Origin of the sequence: Sphingosinicella sp. BN140058 (assembly GCF_004135585.1) — a bacterium.
Lineage (GTDB): Bacteria > Pseudomonadota > Alphaproteobacteria > Sphingomonadales > Sphingomonadaceae > Allosphingosinicella.
The window spans coordinates 4,268,797-4,293,445 of sequence record NZ_CP035501.1; the positions used below are offsets into that span (position 1 = coordinate 4,268,797).

Consider the following 24,649-nt stretch of genomic DNA (forward strand, 5'->3'; position numbering starts at 1 on the left):
GTAACCGACCGCGCCCGCGCCTCCAAGCGGTCAGGCCGCGGCGTCGCTGATGCCGAGCTCGCCGAGCTTGCGGTAGAGGGTCGAGCGGCCGATGCCGAGCCGCCGCGCGACTTCGGTCATCCGCCCGCGATAATGGCCGATCGCCAGCCGGATCACGTCGGCCTCGATCTCCTCGAGCGAGCGCATGTTGCCGTCGTCGCCGTAGAGGGTGATACCGGCCCCGTTGTTGAGCGCGGCGCTCTGCGAGGCCCCGTTGAGGGCGCGGCCGTGATAATCGTCGGCGCGGCGGCTCAGGGTCGATTCCTGGCGGATCTGCGGGAAATCCACCGCGCTCAGCGCATTGCCCTCGCACAGCACCGCGGCGCGGAACAGGGCGTTCTGGAGCTGGCGGACGTTGCCCGGCCAGCCGTAGCGCATCAGCACCGAAAGTGCGTCGTCGGTGATCGACAGGCGGCGCATGCCCGGCTGCTCGGCGATGCGGCCGAGCAGGTGGCGGGCGAGCGCCGGAATGTCGCTGGAGCGTTCGCGCAGCGGCGGAATGCCGACATGGACGACGTTCAGGCGGTAATAGAGGTCCTCGCGGAAGCGGCCGCGGGCGATCTCGTCGACCAGCCGGCGGTTGGTGGCGGCGACGATGCGGACGTCAACCATCTGGATCGATCGGCCGCCGATCCGCTGGATCTCGCCGGTCTCGAGCGCGCGCAGCAATTTGACCTGGGTGTCGAGCGGCAGTTCGCCGACCTCGTCCAGGAACAGGGTCGAGCCGTCGGCATCCTCGAAGCGGCCGATGTGGCGATCGAACGCGCCGGTGAAGGCGCCCTTTTCGTGCCCGAACAGCACCGATTCGACGAGGTTGGCGGGGATCGCGCCGCAATTGACGGTGATCATCGGCTTGCGGCCGCGCGGGGAGGCGGTGTGGATCGCCTGGGCGATCACTTCCTTGCCCGATCCGCTCTCGCCTTCGATCAACACCGACACGCGGGCGCGTGCGGCCTTGGCGGCGATCGCCATCGCCGCGCGGAATTGCGGCGCCGAGCCGACGATCTCGTCGAACGCCAGCGGCTGCGAGATCTTTTCGGACAGCGGGCGAAGCTCGCCATTGCGCTGACGGCGATCGGTGGCGGCGTTCAGGGCGGTAAGCAGCCGATCGGGTGCGATCGGCTTGACCAGGAAGTCGCTGGCGCCGGCCCGCATCGCCTCGACGGCGGTTGCAACCGATGTCTGCGCCGTCATCACCAGCAAGGGCAGTTCCGGCTTCAGCGCGCGGATCTGCTCGATCAGCTGGGTGCCTTCGTCACCGGGAAGCCAATGATCGAGCAGGATCGCATCGACGGGCGGACCCTCGGTCTCGGCGAGGATCGCCGCGGCCCCGTCGACGTCGGCGGCGCCGCGCACCGACCAGCCGGCGCGGGCGCCGATGGCGGTAACGAGGCGGCGCTGGGCGGGCTCGTCGTCGATAAGCAACAGGCAGCGCGTAGGCTCGGGCCGCATCCAAACTCCCCTTCTCGAAGTCGGCCCGGCTCTAAGGCAAGCTGGTAAAGGTCGCCTTAATTCGGGGCTTGGGAAGCCCGCACTCTCTTGTTAGAGAAGCGCCAACCCATCGTCACAGGACAGAAGGATCGAACATGGCGGCCGAGCTGGACCTCGAAAAGGAAACCCAAATCCACCAAAAGGGCTATGCCGGCTTTGTAAGCCTTTTCAAATGGGGCACAATCGCTTCCGCGATCATCGCGGCGGTCGTCGTGCTGATCATCGCGAACTGATCGATGAAGATCGCCGTCCTCAAGGAGAGTGAAGACGGCGAACGAAGGGTCGCCGCCACACCGGAGACCGCAAGGAAATTCATCGCGCTCGGCGCCAGCGTCGCGGTCGAGGCCGGGGCCGGCCTCGCCGCCGCGATCGCCGATGCCGATTACGAGGCGGCCGGCGCGACCGTCGGCATGCGCGAGACCGTGGTCGGCGGCGCCGACATCCTGCTCGGCGTGCAGGGCCCCGATCCGGCCGCGCTGCCCGGTGCCGCCGCCGGTGCGCTGGTCGCGGCGATCCTCGATCCCTTCCGCCGCCGCGACCGGGTCGACGCTTATGCTGCCGCCGGCCTCGACGCGCTGGCGATGGAATTCATGCCGCGAATCACCCGCGCGCAATCGATGGACGTGCTGTCCTCGCAATCCAATCTGTCCGGCTACAAGGCGGTGCTCGACGCAGCGTCCGAATATGGCCGTGCCTTTCCGATGATGATGACGGCGGCGGGCACGATCCCGGCGGCGCGCATCTTCATCATGGGCGTCGGCGTCGCCGGTCTGCAGGCGATCGCCACCGCCCGCCGCCTGGGCGCGATCGTCTCGGCGACCGATGTCCGCGCCGCCACCCGCGAGCAGATCGAGAGCCTCGGCGCCAAGGCGGTTTTCGTCGAAAAGGTCGCCGGAATCGAGGGGGAGGGCAGCGGTGGCTACGCCACCGAGATGTCCGACGACTATAAGGCCGCCCAGGCCGAGCTCGTCTCTGCCCACATCGCCAAGCAGGACGTGGTCATCACCACGGCGCTGATTCCCGGCCGGCCGGCGCCGCGGCTGATCAGCGACGCGCAGCTGGCGACGATGCGCCCGGGCAGCGTCGTCGTCGATCTCGCGGTCGAGCAGGGCGGCAATGTCGAGGGTGCGGTCGCCGGCCAGGTGGTCGAGCGCCACGGCGTGCGCATCGTCGGACACCGCAACGTGCCGAGCCGCCTCGCCGCCGACGCCTCGGCGCTCTACGCCCGCAACCTGTACAATTTCCTGTCGGGCTTCTGGGACAAGGACGCGGAACGGGTGGTACTGCCCGACGACGACGAAATCGTCCAGGGCGTGCGGCTGACCCAAGGCGGCAAGGTGGTGAACCCGCGGCTGCTGGGGTGACCCAAGATCCTCCCCTGAAAGGGGAGGAGGCTTGTTCATGCTGTCATTATCCTCCCTGTCCGCGCAGCGGATGGGGAGGGGGACCAGCTGAAAGCTGGTGGAGGGGCTTTCCAGTGTCGTCGGCCCCTCCACCGCACTTCGTGCGGTCCCCCTCCCCATCGCCTGCGGCGACAGGGAGGACTGGGTGCCAAGGTCAGGGACCTCACTGGATGCTGCTGGAAAAGAGCATCTCGTCAGCGTGCTCCATGGATGAACGCGAGGAACCCCCTTCAACATCCTTTGGGGGGTCGTGAGCAAGCGCAGGCTGCCCCGCAGCCTGCAGTCGTGCCCGGGGGCACGATGGCTTGCTCATCCCGGCAAGCCGGGAGGACCTTAAGAGAGCAGGGAAGGAGTTACGCCGCCGCGCGGTTCGCTGCGGCCGGCGTGTCCGCCGCCACCCAGGCTTCGAACGCCTCGACGTCCATCGGCCGGGCGAGCAGATAGCCTTGGGCTTCGTCGCAGCCGATCGCCTTCAACAGGGTCATCGCCTGCGCGGTTTCGACGCCCTCGGCGACGACGCGGTAGCCGAGGCCGCGGGAGAGGGCGACCATCGAGGCGACGAGGGCGGCGGCGCGCTGATCGTCCTCGATGCCGCGGACGAAGCTCTGGTCGATCTTGACCGTGTCGGCCGGCAGGGTCTGGAGATAGGCGAGGCTGGAATAGCCGGTGCCGAAGTCGTCGATGGCGATGCCGAAGCCGGCGGCGGCGAGCGCGGAGAGCTGGGCCATGCTGCGCTCGGTGTCGGCGATCGCGGCGCTTTCGGTAACTTCGAGCTCGAGCCGGTCCGGCGAGACGCCGCGGGCGGCGAGGCTCGCCTGGACGAGGGTGGCGAAATCGGCCTCGTCGAGATTGGCGGCGAAGATGTTGATCGACAGCTTGAGATCGAGCCCCGCGCGCTGCCAGGCGGCGAGCTGCTCGGCCGCGGTCTCGACCACCCAGCGGGTCAGCGGCGCCGACAAGGCGCTATGCTCGACGATCGGGATGAATTCGGCCGGCGAAACTTCGCCGAGCACCGGGTGGCGCCAGCGCAGCAGCGCCTCGCCGCCGACGCAGCGGCCGCTGGCGACGTCGATCCGCGGCTGGACCGCAAGGCGAAGCTCGCCGCTGCGGCCGAGCGCACCCTCGAAATCCTGGAGCAGGCGGTAGCGCCGGCGATGGGCGCTGTCCTCGTCGGCCGAATAGACCGCGAAGGGCAGCTTGCGCGTCCGGGCATCGAGCGCCGCGCCATAGGCGCCGCGCAGCACGTCCGCGGCGCTCTCCGCGCCGACCACGAACGGCGACGCGCCGATCGAGATCGATGCGGCGAGATGGCGGTCGGAGCGTGTGTCGCCGGCGGTCAGACGGGCATGGATCGCCGCGAGGAACGGCTCGGCGTCGGTTCCGGTCGGGGCGACGAACGCAAATTGGGTGGCCGCGACGTGATAGGCCTTGGTGGTGCCGCGCAACGACGCGCGCAGCAGCCGCGCCGCATGCTCGACCATCGTGTCGACATAGGCCGGACCGAGCACGCGCAGGCCGCTGTTGAGCTGTTCGGCGCGGGCGAGATCGAGCAGCACCATCAGCCGCGTGCCGTCCTCGTCGCCGGCGAGATCGTCGAGATCCTCCTGCAGCTGGGTGCGGTTGGGGAGACCGCTGGCGGGATCGATGCGGCCGAATGCGTGCTGGAGCTCGATCTGGGACATCACCATCGCGGCGAGATCGCCCAGCGCCGCCATCTCCGCCTCGGTCACCTGCCGCGGCTCGGTGCCGAGCACGCACAGCGCGCCGAGGCCATGGCCGTCGCTGGTGATCAGCGGCGCGCCGGCATAGAAACGCACGCCCTGCTCGGCGAGCAGGCTGGTCGAATAGCAGGCATCGTCGAGCAGATCGGGCAGCACGACCGTGGTGCGCGCCAGCGCGACCTCGCCGCAAGGCGCCTTGTCGCGCGGGATCGACCAATGATCGATACCGACCCGCGATTTGAACCATTGCCGGTTCTCGTCGGTCAGCGACACCGCGGCGACCGGCAGGCCGAACAGCTGGCTGGCCATCCGGGTAATGCGGTCGAAGCTCTCGCTGGGCGGCGTGTCGAGCAGGTTGAGCTGGCGCAAGGCGTCGAGGCGCGCGGCTTCCGCCGCCGTGTCGATCCCCACTCCTGGTCGCAATTCTGCCATCCCCCCCATTATAGGCGCGAAACCATCGTGCGGTGGGTTCGCGCCGATTCATTGGCAGGCGGTGTCATCGGCCCCCTCGACATCCTCCGTGTCCCCGGTCAAGGTGCGGGCTTCTGGACGAGGGGCGCCTGCATGCACTTCCGCACGATCCGCACAATTGCCGCACAGGGGCGCCGGTGAGCCTGGTGCTCGCGGCCCTGCTCGCGTCGGCGGATGTGCCCGCGCCCGCACCGCCGCCGGGCCTGCTGTTCGCTTTCTACCGGATGGTTGCCTTTCAGGGCTATGCGCGGGCGCTCGGCTGCGGCGCCGCCGATCTCGACCGGGACTTCGATGCGCTGCGCGCACGCTTGATCAAGCGCTACGGCAAGAAGCCTTTTTCGCCGCCCAAACCGCCCACCGAAGCCGAAGGAAGCTGCCAGACGGCCCTGTCCGTCTACCGCATCAACCTCGCCGATTTCCGCGAGGAGGCCGAAGCCGCGCTTGCCGCCCCCGTTCCATCACCCGCCGCGGAGTGAGTAAATGGACTTCATCACCATCCTGTCGATCTTCGTGCTCGCCTGTTTCGTCGGCTATTTCGTGGTCTGGTCGGTCACGCCCGCCCTGCATACGCCGTTGATGGCGGTGACCAACGCCATCTCCTCGGTGATCATCGTCGGCGCGCTGATCGCCGCGGCGGCAGCGGGGGTGCCCGGCGCCAAATGGCTCGGCCTCATCGCGATCGTGCTCGCCAGCATCAACATCTTCGGCGGCTTCGCGGTGACCGCACGAATGCTCGCCATGTACAAGAAGAAGACCGTGGTCGGACCCGCTGGTGGGGAGCGCCGCTGATGCATGGTTCCGCTCTCCCGTCCTGGGTCGCTCTCGCCTATCTGGTCGCGGGCGTGTTCTTCATCCTGGCGCTGCGTGGGCTGTCGAGCCCGGCCAGCAGCCGCAGCGGCAATCGCTTCGGCATCGCCGGCATGGCAATCGCGCTGGTCACGACCTTGCTTCATTATGCGCCCAGGATCGCGCTCGACGACGATTTCCTGGGCAGCGAAGCGCGGGATCTCGGATCGACCATCGACTGGCTGACGCTCGGCGAGATCGCCGCGGCGATCGCGCTGGGCGCGGTGATCGGCCTGGTCACGGCGCGGCGGATCGCGATGACCGCGATGCCGCAATTGGTCGCCGCCTTCCACAGCCTGGTCGGCCTCGCGGCGGTGCTCGTCGCCGCGGCCGCCTATCTCAACCCCGATGCGTTCGGGATCGCGACGGGCGGAATCATCTATCCGGTCAGCCGTATCGAAATGGGGCTTGGCGCGGCGATCGGCGCGATCACCTTTTCGGGCTCGGTGATCGCCTTTCTGAAGCTGAACGGCAACATGTCGGGCAAGCCGATCCTGCTGCCGGGCCGCCACGTCCTCAATCTCGGCGTGCTGGCGCTGATCGTCGGCCTCGTCGCCTATTTCACCCAGGATCAGAGCCCATGGGTGTTCTGGACCGCGATCCTGCTGTCGTTCGCGATCGGCTTCCTGCTGATCGTGCCGATCGGCGGCGCCGACATGCCGGTGGTCGTCTCGATGCTCAATTCCTATTCGGGCTGGGCGGCCGCGGCGATGGGCTTCACCCTGCAGAACAGTGCGATGATCATCACCGGTGCCCTCGTCGGCGCGTCGGGCGCGATCCTCTCCTACATCATGTGCCGGGCGATGAACCGCAGCTTCCTGTCGGTGATCGCCGGCGGCTTCGGCGGCGACGCGGCGGCGGCCGCGGCCGGAGGGGCTATCGACCGTCCCTACAAGCGCGGCTCCGCCGAGGACGCCGCCTTCCTCATGAAGCAGGCCGAGCAGGTGATCATCGTTCCGGGCTACGGCATGGCGGTGGCCCAGGCTCAGCATGCGCTGCGCGAGATGGGCGATCTCCTCAAGAAGGAGGGGGTGAGCGTCAAATATGCGATCCACCCGGTCGCGGGACGCATGCCCGGTCACATGAACGTGCTGCTCGCGGAGGCCAACGTGCCTTATGACGAGGTGTTCGAGCTGGAAGACATCAATTCCGAATTCGCCCGCACCGACGTCGCCTTCGTGATCGGCGCCAACGACGTCACCAATCCGGCCGCCAAGACCGACAGATCCTCGCCCATCTACGGCATGCCGGTGCTCGACGTCGAAAAGGCCAAGACGGTGCTGTTCATCAAGCGCTCGATGGGCGGCGCCGGCTATGCCGGCGTCGACAACGAGCTGTTCTACCGCGACAACACGATGATGCTTCTCGCCGACGCCAAGAAGATGGTCGAGGAGATCGTGAAGTCCTTAGGTTAGCTCCGGAGGGTGCAGGAGGTTCGGGCTCCCGGGAGGAAGCCGAGAGCCGGAACCGGCTGCGCAGCAGCCGTTGGCCACTTCACGACGTCGTCGATCTTCGGGATGATGCGGGGCGCGATCCCTGTGGCGATCTGGCAAATCATTGGGGCACGCCCAGGCGCCGGGGCTAATCGAATCCGCATTTGCTCATGACCCGCTGAAAGCTGGTGGAGGGGCCCTCCGGCGTCGAGAGCCCCCCCACCTTTACAAGCTGCAGCCATCGCTCATAACTGCCGCAGGGTAACGACAGGGGGAACGAGATGCTGACCGCGGGAACGATGATTGAAGGGGCTTTCCGGCTGGTGCGGGAGCGCCCCTTGGCGGTGGCAATGTGGGGATTGCTGTACCTGATCGCCAGCGTGATCATGGCTTTGGCGATGCGTCCGTTCGTCGAGGCGCAGCTGGCGACGATGGGCGGCGATCCGCAAGCGGCCGTGGCCGCGATGGGGTCGACGATGGGAACGGTCTTCCTGCTCCAGTTCGGCTTCCTGCTGCTCTTCGTGGTGCTGATGACGGCGGCACAACGTGCGGTGCTGCGTCCGGAGGCGCGGGCGTCGGCCTATATCCGCCTCGGCGGCGACGAAGCCCGGATCCTCGGCCTGACGTTCCTGTTCATCATCGGCTTCTATGTCGCCTTCTTCTTCCTGGGGATCGTCGCGGCGCTGTTCGCCGCCGGCGCCGGCGCCGCTTTGGGGGCCTGGGCCGCGGCCGCGGTCGGCATCGTCCTGTTCATCGCGGTGTTCGCGGTCGTGGTCTGGCTGCAGGTCCGCCTCTCCCTCGCTTTCCCGCTCACCATCCTGCGCCGCAAGTTCGTCATCGGCGAATCCTGGCGCCGCACACGCGGCCACTTCTGGCCTCTGTTCGGCGGCTATCTCGTCATCTTCGTGATCGTGCTGGTGCTGCTGACCGTTGCCGGGCTGGTCACGAGCGGCTCCTATTTCGGCGCGTTGCTCGCCAACGCCAACAATCCCGACGCCGTGCGGCAGGCGATGATGACCCAGATGGAGCAGCAGTTCGGCAGCATCTCGGCGATGACGCTCCTCGGCTGGGTGGTCAGCGCGGCGGCCGGCGCGATCATGATCGCGCTGTTCGGCGGTTCTGCCGCCAGCGCCGCCAAGGCGCTGGTCGCCGATGAATCGGTCGCCGAGACCTTCGCCTGAGCGAAGCCCACGGGCGCAGCGCAGGGACGACGTTCGCACCGGATCGGATCAAGATCCCGCGTCCGTAGGGCAACATCCTGGCGTGAAACGGCAATCCGCACTTTCTTCCGTCCGGCGAGATGGTTAATCGCGGCCTTTCCCTCGCGGGTGCCTTGGCGAGGGGCAAGGACAGGGACGTGGGTATGCGTAAGCTGGGGCTGATCGGCGGGATGAGCTGGGTCTCGACGGCCATGTATTACGAGCAGATCAACAAGGGCATCGCCCGCCGGAAGGGCGGGCTCGCCTCCGCGCCCGTGCTGCTCGAAAGCCTCGATTTCGCGCCGATCGCCGCGCTGCAGGCGGAGGGCGCCTGGGACCGGCTCGCCATCCTGATGGCCGAAACGGCGAAACGGCTCGAGGGGGCAGGGGCCGAGGGCCTGCTGCTCTGCAGCAACACCATGCACAAGCCGTATGACGAGATCGCCGCCGCGGTGTCGATCCCGATCCTCCACATCGGCGATGTCACCGCCGACAAGCTGGTCGCCGACGGGGTCAAGCGGGCCGGCCTGATCGGCACCCGCTTCACCATGAACGAGGCCTTCTACCGCGACCGGCTGGAGGCGCGCGGCGTTGCCGTCGCCACGCCCGATCCGGCCACCGCGCAGGAGATCGATCGGATTATCTACGAGGAACTGACCAGGGGTCAGGTCTCGCGCCAGTCGGAACGCCGGCTCAAGACCTGCCTCACCGAGATGGGCAAGGCGCGACAGCAGGCGGTGATCCTCGGCTGCACCGAGCTCGTCCTGCTCGTCGATCCCGTCGCCAACGTCCTCCCCGTCTACGACACCACCGCCCTCCACGCCAAAGCGGCGGTCGACTGGATCCTCGCGGACGAAGCCCAAGCCGCGGTCTGACGCCCTTTCGTTCTCGCGAAGCGCCTCCGATCTCCCCTCCCGCCCTGCGGGAGGGGATTAAGGGGTGGGACTGACTCTCCGCTTGCGCCGCCCCAAGCCGGTAGCGGCTAGGCGGCAAGCTTCGAGCATCCTCGCGCTCCAGCGGCGCCGCGCTGAGCGCAAGGTCGCCGATCAGCGTCGCTCCACGCGCACCCGGCCGACGCGGGCATGGGCGGCGGGATCCGGTCTGGCCGCGACGCCGGTGACGCCGCTGCTCGGCACGAAGACCACGGCCACGGCTTCACCGCCGAGCTGCGCCAGCGCTTCGGTCGCGTCGAAGTGGCGCGCGGCAGGCGCGCTGCTGCCGTCGCCGCCATAGCCGCTCTCGTTGAAGAAGCTGATCGTGCCGAGCGCGGCACGGCGGCCGCCGCGGCCCTCGAGCTGGACCTCGTAGAGCGTCCGCGGCGGCGCGTCGGCGGCAACGCCTTCGACGATCACGATCGGGCGGCCATTGCCGCGGCCGATCGCCAGCGGCACGGCCGTCGCGCCCGCGCCGAGCAGGGTGGACTCGGCCGCCGCGCGCGCGCCGGCCGCGGCGCAGCCCGCCGCCGCCGCCGTCAGGGCCGCCCCCAACATAGCGATCGTCACTCCGCGCATGACCGTACCTCCAGAGCCGGCGCTTTACGCGGGATGCTCTGAGCCCAGCCTGAACGCCGACCCTGCACCCGCCCGATGGGGCGCTGGGCGCGCCGTCAGCGCAGCTCCAGCCGCACCGCGCCCAGCCGCACGTTGGCACGCGGGTTCGGCACGACCGCCGCCTCGGTGCCGGCACCGAGGATGCCGCTGGTCGGCTGCAGCACCAGTTTCGCATTTTGGCCGCCGCCGAGCGCCTGCAGCGCCGCGGTGGCGTCGAAGCGATGGTCGCCGGCGCCGACCGCGCCGCTTTCGGCGGCGCTGTGCGCATGCGGCGCAGTGCGGTTGAAGAAATTGATCACGCCGACCACGATCCGCCGGCCATTGGCGTCCTGCAGGGCGACTTCGTACATCACCCCCGGCGCTTCCTCGAAGCTGAGATCGTCGATCACCAGCGTCGCCTGGCGGGCCGCACCGCCGCTTTCGGGCTGGTTGCCAGAATTCGGCGCAGCGATCCTCGGCACGGTCGGCAATGGCACGCTCGTCGTCCCGGTCTCGATCGGGGTCGGGCCGAGCAGGGGCACGGTCCGTGCCGCCTGCAGCGCGAAGGGCGGCAGCCGGCGCACCGCCGGGCAGCCGCCGCCGACGGTGTACGTATAGCCCAGTTGCTGCACCGTCTTCATCTGCGAGACGATGCGGCTGACGAGATTGCCGCTGCCGTCGATGAAGCTGAAACTGGCATTGAGGATCGTGCCGCTCGGCAGACGCTGCGCCGGATTGACCTTCAGCCAGCATTCGTAGAGCCGGTCTATGTTCGCATGGTGGCTGTAGAAAATCGGGTCGTTCCCGGCCGCCGGCACCGCGCCCATATAGCCGCTCGGGCAATTGGCGACCCCGGTCGCGCAATGGACTGCGCCATGCGGGGTCTGCTCGATCGCGCCGTTGAAGGTCAGGTAATCGTTGGCGGGCATCGCCCCGGCGGTCGAGACCACGCCCGGGCTCAAGGTCCCGGTGCCGGCATTGAGCTGGGCCTGCCGGTTGGCGACGAACAGCGGATTGGGCACGGTCTGGCCGCTGCCGTCGACATAGGTCTGGGCGCGATAGGCGGCGGGCACGTGAGCGTCGCTCTCATAATCCCAATAGGGCAGGCGCAGCTTCGGATCGCCGGCCGCGGCCTGCAACACCTTTTCGAAATAATAGAGATACATCCGGTGCCAGGTCAGGAACTGGCTGGTGCCGTGCTGGCAGGTGCACCAGGTCGCATTCTCGTCCGCATTGCTCTTCGCCTGCGCGGCGAGCCCGTTCATTCCTGGGTTGGAGAGGCCCGAGGCGTTGGCGCAGCCGGTGCCGAAATAGGCATGCATGTTCGCCCAGTATTTGAGGCTTCGGCGGAAATTGGCGCTACCCGGCGGTGCCGAATTCCACGCAATCATTTGCGCATAACCCTTGCGCAAGGACGCGACCTCGGCGGCCGACAAGGCGGTGATCGACTTGCGGATGCCGGTGAGCAGAACTGGGCCTTTCAGCACGGGCCCGACTTGCGGCCGGCTTGCGCTCGGCTTCAGTTTGACGTTTGACTGGGCGGCACCGCTCGTCGAATAAGCCCCGAGCACCGCCAGTGCGGCCACCGAACTCATACCGCATGCAAGACGCAGATAGCGCATGATCCCTCTCCCCCTTATTGGGCATCGACGGTCGTCCGGGCGAGACTCGCAATTGAGAGATAAGCAACGGGAAAGACGTCGTCCGGCACCTTCGAGGCCGGGTCAGTCTACCCGAGTGCCTGCATCGCCGGTAGGCGCCGTGCCGGGGATGGATCCGGAATGGGGGAATTCCTGTTCCTGCTAGTCGCCCAGGGTGAACGACGCACGCATGAACACACCGAATGCAAACTTGTCTTGGTCGCTTGAATAGGAGACGGTTAGACCCGGGGCGACTGGTAGGTCCCAATCCGGGATGATATAGAGCGGAAACTCCAATGAGTAATCTCCGCTTAATGAATCGACGGTTCCTTTAGGGGAAATCCCGATCTGAGTTCTGCCACTTCCAATTGAGAAAACTCTGCGATACTCGCCGGAAAGGTTTAAGCGTTCGACATTCTCGGGAGGCGCGGAAGGACCGTTCTCACAATCCTGGTCTGGATTCGTGATGACAGGTTTGCAAACAATCTCATCATCGCGGTCCTCATAGACATTTTGGTATTGCCCGCTTAGAATGAAAGCGCTGACTGAGTCAGCAGGATAAAGGGCGCCAAACACGGCCAAGCCAAACTCCGGCTTAGTCTGATTCTTGGACGTGATTGATGCCGGTACGATGTATTCATGCCGCTTAAATCCGATGCTCGAAGTAACGCCAAAGCGCCAAATCGGCGAGAAAAGCGAGCGCGCTATATCAACGTCACTGTAAGTAGTGGAGTACTTTTCAGCAAACTGCTGACTTGGTCCCGCATTTTTGCAATCCTTGGGTGTCTCTGGCGGCTGAGGCGCACTTGCGCACTCCTCCCTGGCATGCCGCATTATGGTATGGAACTTGCCTCCGTAGCGCGGTCCTGGGTTGAAGCTGAAGAAACTATAGGTGAAACTTGCCTTTGGTCCATTGGAGAGCGCGTCGAGGGTGGCGCCGGACGTCAGATCGTCCTTTCCGCCAATAGGAACGCTCAGCTTGAGCGCCCAACTCTCGTTCAATTGGCGAGATCCGGCGAGTCCCTGCCGCACCGTGTACTCGCCATATTCCATCGACGCCGCAGAGTCGTTCTCGCTAACCGCAAGATCGAAGCTAACTCCGTTCAGAAGGTTATCTGTCCGACCGCTCGGGGGCAGGGGCACGCGCGCTGCAACCTCTGCTTCATCACTGAGGTTCTGCTCCGCTGGCAACTGGCCGTTCACGATCGATGGGCATGCGAGAAGTATGCTCGCCACAATTGATAGCTTCATCGGCTAATTCCTTAAGGGACGAGAAAGTAGCGAGTTCCAGTGATCTGCGTCCGCGTTGCAGGCACTGACACGGCCAGCGGCCATTGCTGACCGCGTGGCTGAGTGACCTTCGGTGCCGGGTCGAGCCGAACGCTGACCTCGCGTCCTGCGAGGATCATGTGGCAAACGAGGCCATATTCCCCGGGCGCCAGATCCACTTCGGCAGTGAACTTGCCCCCTTTTTCCGTCCAGGCTAGCAAATCGTGCATCTGAGGCTCGGGTGCGTCCGGGCTTACCCATCTGAAATACTGCACGAACCAACCAGCTGCTGTGCCGTCGGCCGGCTCAACCGTGACTTTGTAGTGCATCCTAGCCTCCGTCTCTGTTGCGAGTCCGGTTAGGCTAGGATCGCGCCCGAGCGCGTGACGACCGTCACGCCCTGACCAAATCTCCGCCTTGCCATCGCCCCGCCGCACCCCCATCTCGCCCCATGGAGCAGCGCGGGCGCGGGCTCTTGAACCCTGAGAACAAATCTGGAACAAGGCGGTCCATGCTGACTCATCTCTCGGTGCGCGGTGCGCGCGAGCACAATCTCAAGGGCGTGGACGTCGACATTCCGCGCGAGAGCCTGACGGTGATCACCGGCCTTTCCGGCTCGGGCAAATCGTCGCTCGCCTTCGACACCATCTATGCCGAGGGGCAGCGCCGCTACGTCGAGAGCTTGTCGGCTTATGCGCGCCAGTTCCTCGAGATGATGCAGAAGCCCGACGTCGATCATATCGAGGGCCTGTCGCCGGCCATTTCGATCGAGCAGAAGACGACCTCGCGCAACCCGCGCTCGACGGTCGCCACCGTCACCGAAATCTACGATTACATGCGCCTGCTCTGGGCGCGCGTCGGCATACCCTACAGCCCCGCCACAGGCCTGCCCATCTCCGCTCAGACCGTAAGCCAGATGGTCGACCGCGTGATGGCGCTGCCGGAAGGCACCCGCCTGTATCTGCTCGCCCCGGTCGTCCGCGGCCGCAAGGGCGAGTATCGGAAGGAACTCGCCGAGTGGCAGAAATCCGGCTTCAGCCGGGTCCGCATCGACGGCGAATTCCACGCGATCGAGGACGCGCCGGCGCTCGACAAGAAGTACAAGCACGACATCGAAGTGGTCGTCGACCGTCTGGTCGTGCGCGAGGGCATCGAGACCCGGCTGGCGGAGTCGCTTGAAACGGCGCTGAAGCTTGCCGACGGCCTCGTCTACATGGATCCGGCCGACTCCAACCTCTCCCCTTCAGGGGAGAGGCAAGCAAGCGCAGCGAGCGAGGGGAGGGGAAGTTCGGACTCTTCTCCGGTCGGCGGTGCTGGCTCGGACTCTGCCCCTCTCCCTGCCCTCTCCCCTGAAGGGGAGAGGAAGGTACTCGCCAACAACGCCCCCCCGGGCCGCATCGTCTTCTCCGAGAAATTCGCCTGCCCGGTGTCGGGCTTCACCATCGCCGAGATCGAGCCGCGGCTGTTCTCGTTCAACGCGCCGCAGGGCGCGTGCCCGGCCTGTGACGGGCTCGGCGAGAAATTGCTGTTCGATCCGGAGCTCGTCGTTCCCAACGAGAATTTGTCGATCAAGAAGGGCGCGGTCGTGCCCTGGGCGAAATCGAACCCGCCCAGCCCTTATTACATGCAGGTGCTCGGCTCCCTGGCGCGCGAATTCGGCTTCAGCCTGGAGACGCCGTGGAACGATCTGCCGGAGTCGGTTCGCAAGACCATCCTGTTCGGCACCGAAGGCAAGCCGGTGACCCTGACCTTCGTCGACGGCCGCAAGAGCTACGACGTCAAGAAGCCGTTCGAAGGCGTGATCGGCAACTTGAACCGCCGCATGCTGCAGACCGAGAGCGCCTGGATGCGCGAGGAGCTCGCCAAATATCAGGCGTCCGCGCCGTGCGAGACCTGCAAGGGTGCGCGCCTGCGCCCGGAAGCCTTGTCGGTGAAGATCGCCGGCGAGGACATTTCGATGTCGACCCGCCGCGCCGTCCGTCACGCGCTCGACTTCTTCTCCACGCTCGAAGAGAAATTGAACCCGCAGCAGCGCGAGATCGCCCGCGCGATCCTCAAGGAGATCAACGAGCGGCTCGGCTTCTTGAACAATGTCGGACTAGAATATCTCAACCTCGATCGCACCTCCGGCACCCTGTCGGGCGGCGAGAGCCAGCGGATCCGGCTGGCGTCGCAGATCGGCTCCGGATTGTCGGGCGTGCTCTACGTGCTCGACGAGCCGTCGATCGGCCTTCACCAGCGCGACAATGACCGCTTGCTGGTGACCTTGAAGCGCCTGCGCGACCTCGGCAACACGGTGCTCGTCGTCGAACATGACGAGGATGCGATCCGCACCGCCGACTACGTCATCGACATGGGCCCGGGCGCCGGAGTCCATGGCGGCACAGTCGTCGCCGCCGGCACCCTGCCGGAAGTGCTGGCGAACGAGGACAGCCTGACCGCGGACTATCTCACCGGCCGCCGCGCGGTCGCGCTGCCGGCCAGGCGGCGCAAGGGCAACGGCAAGAAGCTGACCGTGAAGGGCGCCCGCGCCAACAATCTAAAGGACGTCACCGCGTCCCTTCCGCTCGGTACCTTCACCTGCATCACCGGCGTGTCGGGCTCGGGCAAGTCGAGCTTCACCATCGACACGCTCTATGCCGGCGCGGCCCGCCAGCTCAACGGCGCCCGCGTCGTCTGCGGTCCGTGCGACAAGATCGCCGGCCTCGAATATCTCGACAAGGTGATCGACATCGATCAGTCGCCGATCGGCCGCACGCCGCGCTCGAACCCGGCCACCTATACCGGTGCCTTCACCCAGATCCGCGACTGGTTCGCCGGCCTGCCGGAAGCGCAGGCGCGCGGCTACAAGCCGGGCCGCTTCTCGTTCAACGTCAAGGGCGGCCGCTGCGAGGCCTGCACCGGCGACGGCCTGATCAAGATCGAGATGCACTTCCTGCCCGACGTCTACGTCACCTGCGACGTCTGCCACGGCCAGCGCTACAATCGCGAAACCCTGGAAGTGAAGTTCAAGGGCAAGTCGATCGCCGACGTGCTCGACATGACGGTCGAGGATGCGGTCGAATTCTTCAAGGCGGTGCCGCCGATTCGCGACAAGATGGCGATGCTCGCCGAAGTGGGCCTGGGCTACGTCAAAGTCGGCCAGCAGGCGACCACCTTGAGCGGCGGCGAGGCCCAGCGCGTCAAGCTCGCCAAGGAACTGAGCCGCCGCGCCACCGGCCAGACCCTCTACATCCTCGACGAGCCGACCACCGGCCTCCACTTCGAGGACGTCCGCAAATTGCTGGAAGTGCTCCATGCGCTGGTCGAGCAGGGCAACACGGTCGTGGTGATCGAGCACAATCTCGAAGTGATCAAGACCGCCGACTGGATCCTCGATCTCGGCCCCGAGGGCGGCGACAAGGGCGGCGAAGTCGTCGCCGAAGGCACGCCCGAGCAGGTGGCGAAGGAACCCCGGTCGTACACGGCCAAGTATCTCGCGCCGCTGCTCAACCCGTCCAAAGCCATTCGGGCTGGGGCGCTTCTGAGCGGAGACGAAGGACCCGTCGAAGCCGTCCCTAAGAAGCCGCGCAAGAGGAAGGCGGCGGGCGACGCCGAACGCGAAGCCGCCGAATGAGCAATCCTCCCCGAGCTCGCTCGGGGATGAGCAAGCCCATCGTGCCCCCGGCACGATTGCAGGCTACGGGGTAGCCTGCACTTGCTCATGACCGCCCGCGAAGCGGGTGGTGGAGGGCCGGGTGAGGCGGCATGGAATGACCAGCCAAGACTCGGCGCTGGCGCGCGCACTGCGCAGCCGATCCTGACCGCTAGCGAAGTGGATGATGGAGGGCGAGGTGTTGCGGCATGGAATGACCGGTCGTTACCGCCGCCGGCGCGACTGCAAGCCTCGCCGGGCACTTACAGGAAGATCCTGATCCTTTTTCGTCATCCCAGCGAAAGCTGGGATCTCAGGCCGGAAGAGGCGCCGCATTCTGCATCGCCGTCTGAGCCGGTTTACTGCGAGATCCCAGCTTTCGCTGGGATGACGGGGAGGGGCGCAGGCAGTAAGAGCGTAACTCGATCGCCCATACGGCGCGAACTCTGCATTCCCGCACGAAGCCACGATGAAGAAGCAGAGCCACGAAGGCGGCCAACCGGCTTCAGCACCTCACCTCAGGTTTGCGTCTCGGGAGGAGCTCCCGTTCGCCCGCTGCTCCGCTCGCCAGGACTGATCCCATTCGTGGCCTCGTACCTCCTCCGTGACGTCGTGTGGAAAGACCGACCTGCGAGGCGAGGTAGCGCTGGGAAGCAGGCTCTCCGGTCTCCTCCACCCGCAAAGCGCAGCCCCTCAGGCGTGGTTACCCAACGCGTACGTAGCTTACACGAATGGCGACGAGGTTGCGCTTGCCGTACGCCCGGACCAACTGGTCGTAGCCGAGGGACGGTGACATGATTTGGCTTCTGTTGATGTCCGGCGTCGCCGCTTTGGCGATCGCACGCGACGAGCTGCGGGATCGCGCCCGCTTCTAGGCCGACACTCTCGCTCCGATCGCGGCAGCATGGTCGGCAATTCTGCGCCTCGAAGACTTCCAACAACGCTGCACGCGGGAGGGAGCGGTCGTGCTTGGCGACCTTTGCACGCCCGCTCGTATCTTCATCCTTAACCTGCGGATGCCTGAGGCAGCGAGCTCCATGACCAAGCCGGGATACGCGAGAAGGACGCCGCTCATCCCGTACTTCGCAGCGATGGTTGCATTGAGCCCACCCCAAGGCGCATTCAATCTCCGTTGCAGACGTCGCAGATTGGGACCTCGGAAAACGCGGAACCCTCGGAAATGCCGAACGGCCGCTGGCAGCAGATGCAGGTCGCAACCGGTGGCTCAGCCCATCTGAAGTCAGGGCGGTGCTCCCGCAGCCGCTTCTGCTCGTGCCAGGCAAGGCGCTCTGCGTCGGTGAAGGGCATCTTCTCTCCCATCTTCTCTCGCTTTCTGACTTGGGCAGGATTGCAGAGACAGGTTTACCAATGGTGACTCTCCGGAGCCCCGGATGCGCATGGACAGGATGGGAGAACCCTGCTTCACTCGGTCGGGAGGGGCATGGACCAGCCAACCGGTAGCATTAGCGCGCATTTGGCGCGCCTTTTCCCCAGGACTCCGCGGGGGATGGTGGTCTGCACTGGCCTGATCGCGCTCGGCTTTCTACAGTCACCGCGCGACTGGTTCGTGTGGGAAACGGATCTCCCCTCCAGTCCTTGGGCCTGGTTCGTCTATGGACTGAGCGTGGCTGCGCAACTCAGCCCGTTGCTCTGTTTCATCGTCGCCTTGCTCGTTGCGAGAGGCAGCGTGTCGTTGCCGCCCGGTATGGCCGGATGGCTCGGTGTCCTGATTCTGCCGATCGGTCTCGTCCTCACTCCTTTCGTCGCCTACTTTTCGGGCGGGGGCGAGACGTTGGTCCTCATCCATGGCGGCGTGGTAACTCTCGCCATTTCAGGAACCCTGCTCTGGACAGGGTGGCACCGCCAATCGACCGGGGACCGGACAGTCGCCGCATTCGTTCGCTCATCCCGACCACAGCCGCGATCTTATCGCTAGCAGGCGCGGCATGGATCTCGATTGCCGCCTTTCATATCGCCGGGGGCGCGCGGCATTGCCTGGCCCGAAGCGACGATGGTCCAGCGCCGATCGACGGCCTTTGGGACCTCAGAATCTTCGCCTTCTACACGACAGGGAGCGGCTACAAGAACACGTCCCGCTGGTATTTCCACGGCTTGTTGGTGGTCGGTGCGCCGGGCGGACGAGAGGTCTACAATTGGTCGCCGCGTCGGCTGCGCTTCGATCGTCTGCAAAGGCCGGACATTTTCATCCACAATGTGCGGGCGGCTTGCGAGCCGTAAGGCAGAACGCCCGATACCCAGCGAATTCGAAATAGGGTCGGCAGTCCACAAGATGTCGGTGACAATCGACGCAGTTCCATTCATCCGGGGCAAGGTTTTCCGTTCTTGCCCCATACGCGCCACCAAAGACGGCGCGGTTCCAGGAACGACTCGATCATGCCGGGAGATGCGAAGATCCCTCTTTCTCAATCGGCCATGTCAGATTTCGAGATCCCTAGATCGGATCCGACGAGCCTTTGCTCTCGATATGCAGCGGGAGCGGCGTCCATGCATAGGGGGTAGCGAGCCCAAGGCCGGCTGAGCCGCCTTGTCGAGCAGCGCCACGAGGGTGAAGCCGACATATTCCGACCGGGGGACGTTCCGGTAATAAACATCCCAATAGCTCATCACCTGCGCTCGGATGCAGCGCCAATAGCCGGGGTTGGCTGCGAGGAACGGCACGATCGTGGCGATCTTCTTCGGCGTCAGCGCGGCATGAATGTCTGACAGGATCTCGACGACGTAGGAGCCGATCAGTTCGATGACGAACGGCACCGCCCAGGTTTGGATATCGTCGAGAACCTCCCGCACCGCACGCTGGCGCTGGTAGCCGTCGAGGCTCCGCGTCTCGAGGCAGCGGGTCATCAGGCGAGGGGTGCCGGCGAGCGCCGACACCCCAAAGGTTGAACGAAGATGAAGACGGTCGGGAATGAGGATCTCTTCCCCGGCCACGCGCACTGGATATCGCCGCGTCGGATAGTCTCGATGCAACCGCGCCATGATCGCTTCGCCGGCAGCCAGCGCTTCGGTGCGCAGGGCCGCAGGGAAGGCTTGTGCCAGCAAGCCCGCGTCGAGCCGCGTCGGCGTGTCGGTTCGATCCATCCGATCCTTGTAGCCGCGCTGCTCCCGAGGGGAAGCCGATCCCGATCAGCGCAGGGCGACTTCCCGCTGAAAGCTCATGTTCAACCGTCGAGGCGACGAGATCACACCGCGCCGACAGGTCACGCGACCTGTCATCCGTCTCCGCAGAACCTTTGCGGCTTGGCGGCTTTGCGTGATCATGAATCCACCTCTCCATTCGGGCGCTGCGAAAGAGGGTTGGCACGCAAAGCCGCGAAGGCGCGAAGGGTTCGGTACGGGGGATTGCTGACGACCAGGTGCGGCACGCTGTCGCGGACCGTGATGCGGGGCGCAGTGCGTGATCGCGCTTGGGCTTGGCGACCTCGTTCGTTCCTCGAACCCCAAATTGGACGCCATTGACGAGCAATTGCGTTCTTGCTATGTTCCATAGTTTGCTGCGGCAGGCCCGCGGTATCCCATCCGTCGCCAGTGGCACGCGCCGTCTTTGAAGGCGAAGGTCAAGCAAATTGAATGAAGCGGCCGGCGCGTGGGCGCCGGCCGCTTCCTGGGCATCGAGGCCGCCTTGAACTCCAGCGAGAGGAAGCACCTCAACGGAAGCCGGGCAGAAGGCGGTGGCGCGAAAATCGACCGTAATAACGGTGAATACGGTCGGCGAAATGCCTTCGCAGCCACCAGGCGCGGCACGCGTCCGATCCTGCCCTTTCATTCCGGCGCCGGATCTCAGCCGGGCATCGTGAGCTCCGGTTGCGCCCGCCCGGATACGGCTGCGAAAGGCCCGCAGCCGGCTGCGTGAGGCATCCGCGGGACCGTGTGAATCAACCGTAATTACGGCCAATACGGTCGTCGCGATGCGATCCCGACCCCTGTTCTCACATCCACCCGTTGGACCTGCTCAGGAGAATTACAGCCGGACCATCAGGTCGAAAGGGCTCTGCGCCGCGTGCCGTGTCTGCGCGAATGCTCCTGGAGATCCTGCGTCCGAAGAATCTTCTCGAAGTGGGACTTCGATGAGGGCCCCTTCCAGGATGACGGAAAAGCCAGTCGATTCGGCAACCTTTGGTGCGGAATGCGGAAGGGGCGGACGCGTGTCGCTGGCATCAGGCACCGACGGCAAGTTCGCAGGCGGCACAGGTCCGCCGCACGCGGCGGTCCGCCCCGGCAGCGCCGAAGGGCCTTACTTTCGCGCCTTGCGGGCGGCGTAGCGGGCGTCGCGGGCGGCCTTGCGTTCGGCTTCGGTCTGCAGCTTGGGCAGCTTCGCCTTGCGCTCGGCCTCGGCCGCTTCGGCGGCGGCAAGGGCGTCGGCCTTGGCCTGCTCGGCGGCCTCGCGGGCGGCTTCCTCGGCCGCCTTCTTGGCGGCGAGCTTGGCGGCGGCGGCTTCCTCTCGGCGGCGCGCGGCGGCCTGGCGCTCGGCGAGCACGGCCGGGTCGATCGGCGGCTTGTTGCGCAGCTTTTCCAGCGCCTTGTTCTTGGCTTCGGCAGCGCGGGCCGCGCGGTCATGGAAGGTATCGTTGAACGACATTCTTGTTTCGTATCCTGGTCTGTGAAGAGGGTAAGCGGCGGCGGGGCAATCGGTTCCCGATGCGCACACATCTGTGCGAGGCCTTGGCCGAGGTGCCCGGTGTCCGTCCAGTCCTTTGTCGCTCCGAAACGGTGCGACCGCGTACGGCAGCGCGTCTAGGCGGCCCGAAAAGGGAAAAACGCTGGCGGTGTGTTAGGTCTCTATGGCACAAGCGCGGCAGGCGTCGGGAAGAAGGAGACGGACAGGGTGAAGTGTCGGGAATGTGCGGCCGAGGTATCCCCGCTTCGCGAATTCTGCCCGCATTGCGGAACGCCGATCGGCGGTGGCCTCAGCGATCGCGGCGGCGCTGATGAGCGCTCCGAGGAGGATCTGAAGCGCACCCGCAGGAAAGTGGTGATCGCCGGCGCGGCAATCCTGTTGACGATCGGGATTGCGGGCAAGCTCTCCTGGTTCGGCGCAGCGATCGATCACGAGTCCCATGAACGACCGAAGGGCGCGGCGACGGTGCAGGCGGGGCAATTGTTCGAGGCCTATCGCGACGATCCGCGCGCCGCCGACAAGCTCTATCGCCACCGCGAGATCGTCGTGACCGGCGAATTCGTCCGGATCGCGCCCGACGGCCGCGGCGATCCCGATATCCGGCTCAAAACACCCGATCCGGATGCGCCGCTCGGCATCGACCTGATCCGCGCCTCGCACGACCAGGCGACCCGCCTTCGTCCGGGACAGACGATCACCCTCAGCTGCGAGCGCGTTGCCGAAACCGGCGACGAGCATTGGCTGCGTAATTGCGCGATCCAGACGGTGGCCGGCACGCCCGCTGATCGGACGCAAGGGGCGACGGCGCCGACGGCCAGCGCGGCGGAAGGAAACACCGGCTGAGCCGCCTCGCGAGCCCCGCCGCCGTCACGCACGGCTGAAGCCGAAGCGATCATCAACACGGGTTAACGACGATCGAAGTCTAGAGACGTTCGAAGGCTCGCGCTCGTCGCCCGGTACTGAATTCGATCGCCAAGCCTTCGTTCGGGCAGCAGGCATCATCCTGAACGACCCGAGCCGCAAGTCGATCGGCTCCGGCACAGCGACAGGTCCCTTCTTCTTCGCCACGAGCTGTGTTCAGGCCTGCTTCGCGGTTCGCATCGCGGCATCGCCGCGGGGCTGCTCCTCAGCGCAGCCAGCCGATCACGAGGATGATTGCAACAAGCGCGAGCGGCGGTACCGCCGTCCAGGGGCTGAACAGGAGATCCAGCCACAAAGGCGGTTCGAAGCGATAATCGTTTACCTCCCACGGGTCTTCGCCATCGCGCATCGGGCCGGTTCCTTTTCCGCAGCCGGAGCATAATGCCGGAAGTGTCCTTGCACCATCGTCTGGAGCGGGCCCAACGCTCAGGACTTTCCGGCCTCATCCTTGCGGCGCAACGCCTCGCGGGGCGCTCTCACGTCGCAGCCGCGCTGCGGCCAAAAACAGGCCGAGCAGCACCCACAGATGGCGCGCATCCTCGTAGGAGCCGGTCAGGCCCTGATAGGCGAAGGCGTTGAGCCAGGCGAGGCCGAGCCCGAGCGCCAGACTGCCGGTCATGGTCAAGCGCAGCGGAAGCGTCTCGCGGACGACCGCGCCGATCAGCAGCAGCAAGGCGGCGAGGCCGACCAGCCCGGATTGCGCGGCGAGGTTGAGGAAGACGTTGTGCGCGTCGGTCTGGAGATGGTGGGCGCCGGCCGGGCCGATGTAGAAGACGTGAGCCGGCGGCATGCCGAGGCCGAGGCCGAGCCAGGGATGAGCGAGGAAGGCCTGGCCGGCGTCGAGCCAGGTCATCATCCGGACCGAGGGCGCGAGCCGTACGTCGGTACCGGGAACATCGATCAGGAACGGCGCCGTCGGATGAAGGATCGGCGTCACGGATGCCGCCACCAGGAACAACGAGGCGGCCGCAACGCCGCCGGCGAAAAGCATCGCGGCGCCGCCGCGGAAGCGATCCCGCAGGAGGAGCCACGACCAGAGGCCGACCGCCAGCAGGAATCCGCCGAGCCCCGGCGTCAGCGAGAATGCGGCAGTGACCGCGATCCCCGCCAGCAGCGGCCAGAAGCTGCGGCCGCGGATCCAGCCCCGGTGCCGCGACACCAGCAGCAGCATCAGCGAAACGGTCAGGTAGTTGCACAGCAGCGCCGGATATTCAAACGTCGCTTCGATCCGCGGATAGCGCCCCGGGGCCAAGGTGCCATATTCGTGCAGCCCATAGTGGAGCAGCGGTCCACGGATCCCCGCTGCGAACAGCAGCACGGTGACCACGCCGACAGTTGCGACGAGCGCGCTCGCGGCCAGCCACCAACGAAACAGGCGGCGCAGATCCTCCTCGCCGTCGATCAGCTGGCAGGCAAGCACCGCCAGACCCAGCAGATAGGCCGAAGCGACGAGCTTCACCGCCGCCCGAGCCGGCTCGGGCGAAACCAAAGCGGAGGCAAGCATCGCCAGGAAATAGACGATCAGGATCGCGTAGAAAGGATGCCAGCGCAGTCTCGTCCTCCCCGTCAGCACGGCCAGCGCCAACACGCCCGCGCAGGGCAGGAACAGGAGGTCGCTGGCATTCGCCTCGAGCCCGCTGATCGTCGCCGACAGCTTCATCAGCGGCAGCGACAGCACCAGCAGGAGAAACAGGCGTTTCGCAGATTGCAGCATCGCCGAAGTAGAACCGACCCTCGCCGGACTGTCCAGAGCAGCAGGCGCGCCGGCAGAGACGATCGTCAGCCGCGCCCGGCGAGTGCCAGCAGCGCGTCGCCGGAGACACGCTGCACCGTCCATTCGTCCTGCGCAACGGCGCCCTTGGCGCGATAGAAGTCGATCGCCGGCGTGTTCCAGTCGAGCACCCACCATTCGAAGCGGGCATAGCCCCGGTCGATGGCGATGCCGGCAATCGCCTTGAGCAAAGCGGCGCCGGCGCCGCTGCCGCGGGCGTCGGGGGTGATGTAGAGATCGTCGAGCCAGATCCCGCGCTTGCCGGTCCAGGTCGAGAAGGTGCGGTAGAAGATGGCGAAGCCGATCGCTTCGCCGGGCGTGTCGTCGCGGGCGGCGATCAGCGCCTCGGCCGCCGGATCCTCACCGAACAGCGCCTCGTGCAGCATCGCATCGGTCGATTCGACCGCGTCCGGCGCCTGCTCGAACGCGGCGAGTTCGCGCACGAAAGAGTGGATGACGGCAATGTCGGCGGGCGTCGCGGCGCGAATGATCATGCCTGTCTTTACCGCGCCCAGCCAAAATGTGGAGCCGCGTTCCGCCCGGCGCACACCGTCACGCCTTACCATCCCCTCCGACCCTTGTCGGAGGGGGCAGGGGGTGGCTCTCCTTCTTCTCTCGCCTCCACGGCTGTGGATCAGGGGTGCCG

General features: G+C 66.2%; 21 protein-coding genes. 10 read left to right on the forward strand and 11 right to left on the reverse strand.

Annotation, left to right across the window (positions count from 1 at the left end; translation table 11 throughout):
• Nucleotides 1-30: 30 nt before the first annotated feature.
• Complete coding sequence (locus ETR14_RS19190) at nucleotides 31-1,491, reverse strand: sigma-54 dependent transcriptional regulator (RefSeq protein ID WP_129387641.1); 1,461 nt, start codon at nucleotides 1,489-1,491, stop codon at nucleotides 31-33.
• Between the two features lie 134 nt (nucleotides 1,492-1,625).
• On the opposite strand from ETR14_RS19190, the gene ETR14_RS19195 reads away from it, so the two are divergent.
• On the forward strand, nucleotides 1,626-1,763 hold the full coding sequence (locus ETR14_RS19195) for an aa3-type cytochrome c oxidase subunit IV (RefSeq protein ID WP_129387645.1): 138 nt from the start codon (nucleotides 1,626-1,628) through the stop codon (nucleotides 1,761-1,763).
• Nucleotides 1,764-1,766: 3 nt separating this feature from the next.
• A complete protein-coding gene (locus ETR14_RS19200) occupies nucleotides 1,767-2,894 on the forward strand; it encodes an NAD(P) transhydrogenase subunit alpha (protein WP_129387648.1) in 1,128 nt (375 codons plus the stop codon).
• A gap of 392 nt (nucleotides 2,895-3,286) precedes the next feature.
• Here ETR14_RS19200 and ETR14_RS19205 read toward each other — a convergent pair whose 3' ends face one another.
• Nucleotides 3,287-5,065, reverse strand: a complete 1,779-nt coding sequence (locus ETR14_RS19205; RefSeq protein WP_243455585.1) for a GGDEF and EAL domain-containing protein — start codon at nucleotides 5,063-5,065, stop codon at nucleotides 3,287-3,289.
• Between the two features lie 197 nt (nucleotides 5,066-5,262).
• Here ETR14_RS19205 and ETR14_RS19210 point away from each other — a divergent pair, with 197 nt between their 5' ends.
• From ETR14_RS19210 to ETR14_RS19230, 5 genes are all read left to right on the forward strand, one after another.
• On the forward strand, nucleotides 5,263-5,601 hold the full coding sequence (locus ETR14_RS19210; RefSeq protein ID WP_129387653.1) for a hypothetical protein: 339 nt from the start codon (nucleotides 5,263-5,265) through the stop codon (nucleotides 5,599-5,601).
• Between the two features lie 4 nt (nucleotides 5,602-5,605).
• Nucleotides 5,606-5,914 (forward strand): NAD(P) transhydrogenase subunit alpha, encoded by a 309-nt coding sequence (locus ETR14_RS19215; protein ID WP_129387656.1) that lies wholly within the window; start codon nucleotides 5,606-5,608, stop codon nucleotides 5,912-5,914.
• A complete protein-coding gene (locus ETR14_RS19220; protein ID WP_206185872.1) occupies nucleotides 5,914-7,386 on the forward strand; it encodes an NAD(P)(+) transhydrogenase (Re/Si-specific) subunit beta in 1,473 nt (490 codons plus the stop codon). The genes ETR14_RS19215 and ETR14_RS19220 overlap by 1 nt, the downstream gene beginning before the upstream one ends.
• 299 nt (nucleotides 7,387-7,685) lie before the next feature.
• The gene (locus tag ETR14_RS19225; protein ID WP_129387659.1) at nucleotides 7,686-8,585 is read left to right on the forward strand and encodes a glycerophosphoryl diester phosphodiesterase membrane domain-containing protein; all 900 of its coding nucleotides are present in this window, start codon (nucleotides 7,686-7,688) and stop codon (nucleotides 8,583-8,585) included.
• A 182-nt stretch (nucleotides 8,586-8,767) separates the two neighbouring features.
• Complete coding sequence (locus ETR14_RS19230; RefSeq protein ID WP_129392116.1) at nucleotides 8,768-9,478, forward strand: aspartate/glutamate racemase family protein; 711 nt, start codon at nucleotides 8,768-8,770, stop codon at nucleotides 9,476-9,478.
• A 171-nt stretch (nucleotides 9,479-9,649) separates the two neighbouring features.
• On the opposite strand, the gene ETR14_RS19235 is transcribed toward ETR14_RS19230, so the two are convergent.
• The 4 genes from ETR14_RS19235 to ETR14_RS19250 all read right to left on the reverse strand — a co-directional run bounded on the left by ETR14_RS19235 (nucleotide 9,650) and on the right by ETR14_RS19250 (nucleotide 13,370).
• Nucleotides 9,650-10,114 carry a hypothetical protein gene (locus ETR14_RS19235; protein ID WP_165356525.1) on the reverse strand — a complete coding sequence of 155 codons (465 nt, stop codon included), beginning with the start codon at nucleotides 10,112-10,114 and terminating at the stop codon, nucleotides 9,650-9,652.
• Nucleotides 10,115-10,209: 95 nt separating this feature from the next.
• The gene (locus ETR14_RS19240; RefSeq protein ID WP_129387665.1) at nucleotides 10,210-11,754 is read right to left on the reverse strand and encodes a tyrosinase family protein; all 1,545 of its coding nucleotides are present in this window, start codon (nucleotides 11,752-11,754) and stop codon (nucleotides 10,210-10,212) included.
• A gap of 180 nt (nucleotides 11,755-11,934) precedes the next feature.
• On the reverse strand, nucleotides 11,935-13,023 hold the full coding sequence (locus ETR14_RS19245) for a hypothetical protein (protein ID WP_129387668.1): 1,089 nt from the start codon (nucleotides 13,021-13,023) through the stop codon (nucleotides 11,935-11,937).
• Between the two features lie 11 nt (nucleotides 13,024-13,034).
• A complete protein-coding gene (locus tag ETR14_RS19250) occupies nucleotides 13,035-13,370 on the reverse strand; it encodes a hypothetical protein (RefSeq protein ID WP_129387671.1) in 336 nt (111 codons plus the stop codon).
• Nucleotides 13,371-13,552: 182 nt separating this feature from the next.
• On the opposite strand from ETR14_RS19250, the gene uvrA reads away from it, so the two are divergent.
• Both uvrA and ETR14_RS19260 read left to right on the forward strand, forming a co-directional pair.
• A complete protein-coding gene (gene uvrA, locus ETR14_RS19255; RefSeq protein WP_129387674.1) occupies nucleotides 13,553-16,657 on the forward strand; it encodes an excinuclease ABC subunit UvrA in 3,105 nt (1,034 codons plus the stop codon).
• A 1,872-nt stretch (nucleotides 16,658-18,529) separates the two neighbouring features.
• A complete protein-coding gene (locus ETR14_RS19260) occupies nucleotides 18,530-18,913 on the forward strand; it encodes a hypothetical protein (protein ID WP_129387677.1) in 384 nt (127 codons plus the stop codon).
• A 198-nt stretch (nucleotides 18,914-19,111) separates the two neighbouring features.
• On the opposite strand, the gene ETR14_RS19265 is transcribed toward ETR14_RS19260, so the two are convergent.
• Nucleotides 19,112-19,774 (reverse strand): hypothetical protein, encoded by a 663-nt coding sequence (locus ETR14_RS19265; RefSeq protein ID WP_129387680.1) that lies wholly within the window; start codon nucleotides 19,772-19,774, stop codon nucleotides 19,112-19,114.
• Between the two features lie 1,153 nt (nucleotides 19,775-20,927).
• Complete coding sequence (locus ETR14_RS19270) at nucleotides 20,928-21,272, reverse strand: DUF6481 family protein (RefSeq protein ID WP_129387683.1); 345 nt, start codon at nucleotides 21,270-21,272, stop codon at nucleotides 20,928-20,930.
• A 246-nt stretch (nucleotides 21,273-21,518) separates the two neighbouring features.
• Here ETR14_RS19270 and ETR14_RS19275 point away from each other — a divergent pair, with 246 nt between their 5' ends.
• The gene (locus ETR14_RS19275; RefSeq protein ID WP_165356526.1) at nucleotides 21,519-22,154 is read left to right on the forward strand and encodes a hypothetical protein; all 636 of its coding nucleotides are present in this window, start codon (nucleotides 21,519-21,521) and stop codon (nucleotides 22,152-22,154) included.
• Between the two features lie 283 nt (nucleotides 22,155-22,437).
• Here the strand turns inward: ETR14_RS19275 and ETR14_RS28505 are convergent, their stop codons facing one another.
• From ETR14_RS28505 to ETR14_RS19285, 3 genes are all read right to left on the reverse strand, one after another.
• Nucleotides 22,438-22,581: a hypothetical protein gene (locus ETR14_RS28505; RefSeq protein WP_165356527.1), complete on the reverse strand. Its 144-nt coding sequence runs from the start codon at nucleotides 22,579-22,581 to the stop codon at nucleotides 22,438-22,440.
• 93 nt (nucleotides 22,582-22,674) lie between these two features.
• Nucleotides 22,675-23,946, reverse strand: a complete 1,272-nt coding sequence (locus ETR14_RS19280; protein ID WP_165356528.1) for an O-antigen ligase — start codon at nucleotides 23,944-23,946, stop codon at nucleotides 22,675-22,677.
• A gap of 65 nt (nucleotides 23,947-24,011) precedes the next feature.
• A complete protein-coding gene (locus ETR14_RS19285) occupies nucleotides 24,012-24,497 on the reverse strand; it encodes a GNAT family N-acetyltransferase (protein WP_129387691.1) in 486 nt (161 codons plus the stop codon).
• Between the last annotated feature and the right edge of the window lie 152 nt (nucleotides 24,498-24,649).

Coding starts and splice junctions, on each gene's coding strand:
- ETR14_RS19190 (WP_129387641.1), bottom strand. CDS start 1,491: ATGCGGCCCGAGCCTACGCGCTGCCTGTTGCTTATCGACGACGAGCCC.
- ETR14_RS19195 (WP_129387645.1), top strand. CDS start 1,626: ATGGCGGCCGAGCTGGACCTCGAAAAGGAAACCCAAATCCACCAAAAG.
- ETR14_RS19200 (WP_129387648.1), top strand. CDS start 1,767: ATGAAGATCGCCGTCCTCAAGGAGAGTGAAGACGGCGAACGAAGGGTC.
- ETR14_RS19215 (WP_129387656.1), top strand. CDS start 5,606: ATGGACTTCATCACCATCCTGTCGATCTTCGTGCTCGCCTGTTTCGTC.
- ETR14_RS19220 (WP_206185872.1), top strand. CDS start 5,914: ATGCATGGTTCCGCTCTCCCGTCCTGGGTCGCTCTCGCCTATCTGGTC.
- ETR14_RS19225 (WP_129387659.1), top strand. CDS start 7,686: ATGCTGACCGCGGGAACGATGATTGAAGGGGCTTTCCGGCTGGTGCGG.
- ETR14_RS19230 (WP_129392116.1), top strand. CDS start 8,768: ATGCGTAAGCTGGGGCTGATCGGCGGGATGAGCTGGGTCTCGACGGCC.
- ETR14_RS19235 (WP_165356525.1), bottom strand. CDS start 10,114: ATGCGCGGAGTGACGATCGCTATGTTGGGGGCGGCCCTGACGGCGGCG.
- ETR14_RS19240 (WP_129387665.1), bottom strand. CDS start 11,754: ATGCGCTATCTGCGTCTTGCATGCGGTATGAGTTCGGTGGCCGCACTG.
- ETR14_RS19245 (WP_129387668.1), bottom strand. CDS start 13,023: ATGAAGCTATCAATTGTGGCGAGCATACTTCTCGCATGCCCATCGATC.
- ETR14_RS19250 (WP_129387671.1), bottom strand. CDS start 13,370: ATGCACTACAAAGTCACGGTTGAGCCGGCCGACGGCACAGCAGCTGGT.
- uvrA (WP_129387674.1), top strand. CDS start 13,553: ATGCTGACTCATCTCTCGGTGCGCGGTGCGCGCGAGCACAATCTCAAG.
- ETR14_RS19265 (WP_129387680.1), bottom strand. CDS start 19,774: ATGGATCGAACCGACACGCCGACGCGGCTCGACGCGGGCTTGCTGGCA.
- ETR14_RS19270 (WP_129387683.1), bottom strand. CDS start 21,272: ATGTCGTTCAACGATACCTTCCATGACCGCGCGGCCCGCGCTGCCGAA.
- ETR14_RS28505 (WP_165356527.1), bottom strand. CDS start 22,581: ATGCGCGATGGCGAAGACCCGTGGGAGGTAAACGATTATCGCTTCGAA.
- ETR14_RS19280 (WP_165356528.1), bottom strand. CDS start 23,946: ATGCTGCAATCTGCGAAACGCCTGTTTCTCCTGCTGGTGCTGTCGCTG.
- ETR14_RS19285 (WP_129387691.1), bottom strand. CDS start 24,497: ATGATCATTCGCGCCGCGACGCCCGCCGACATTGCCGTCATCCACTCT.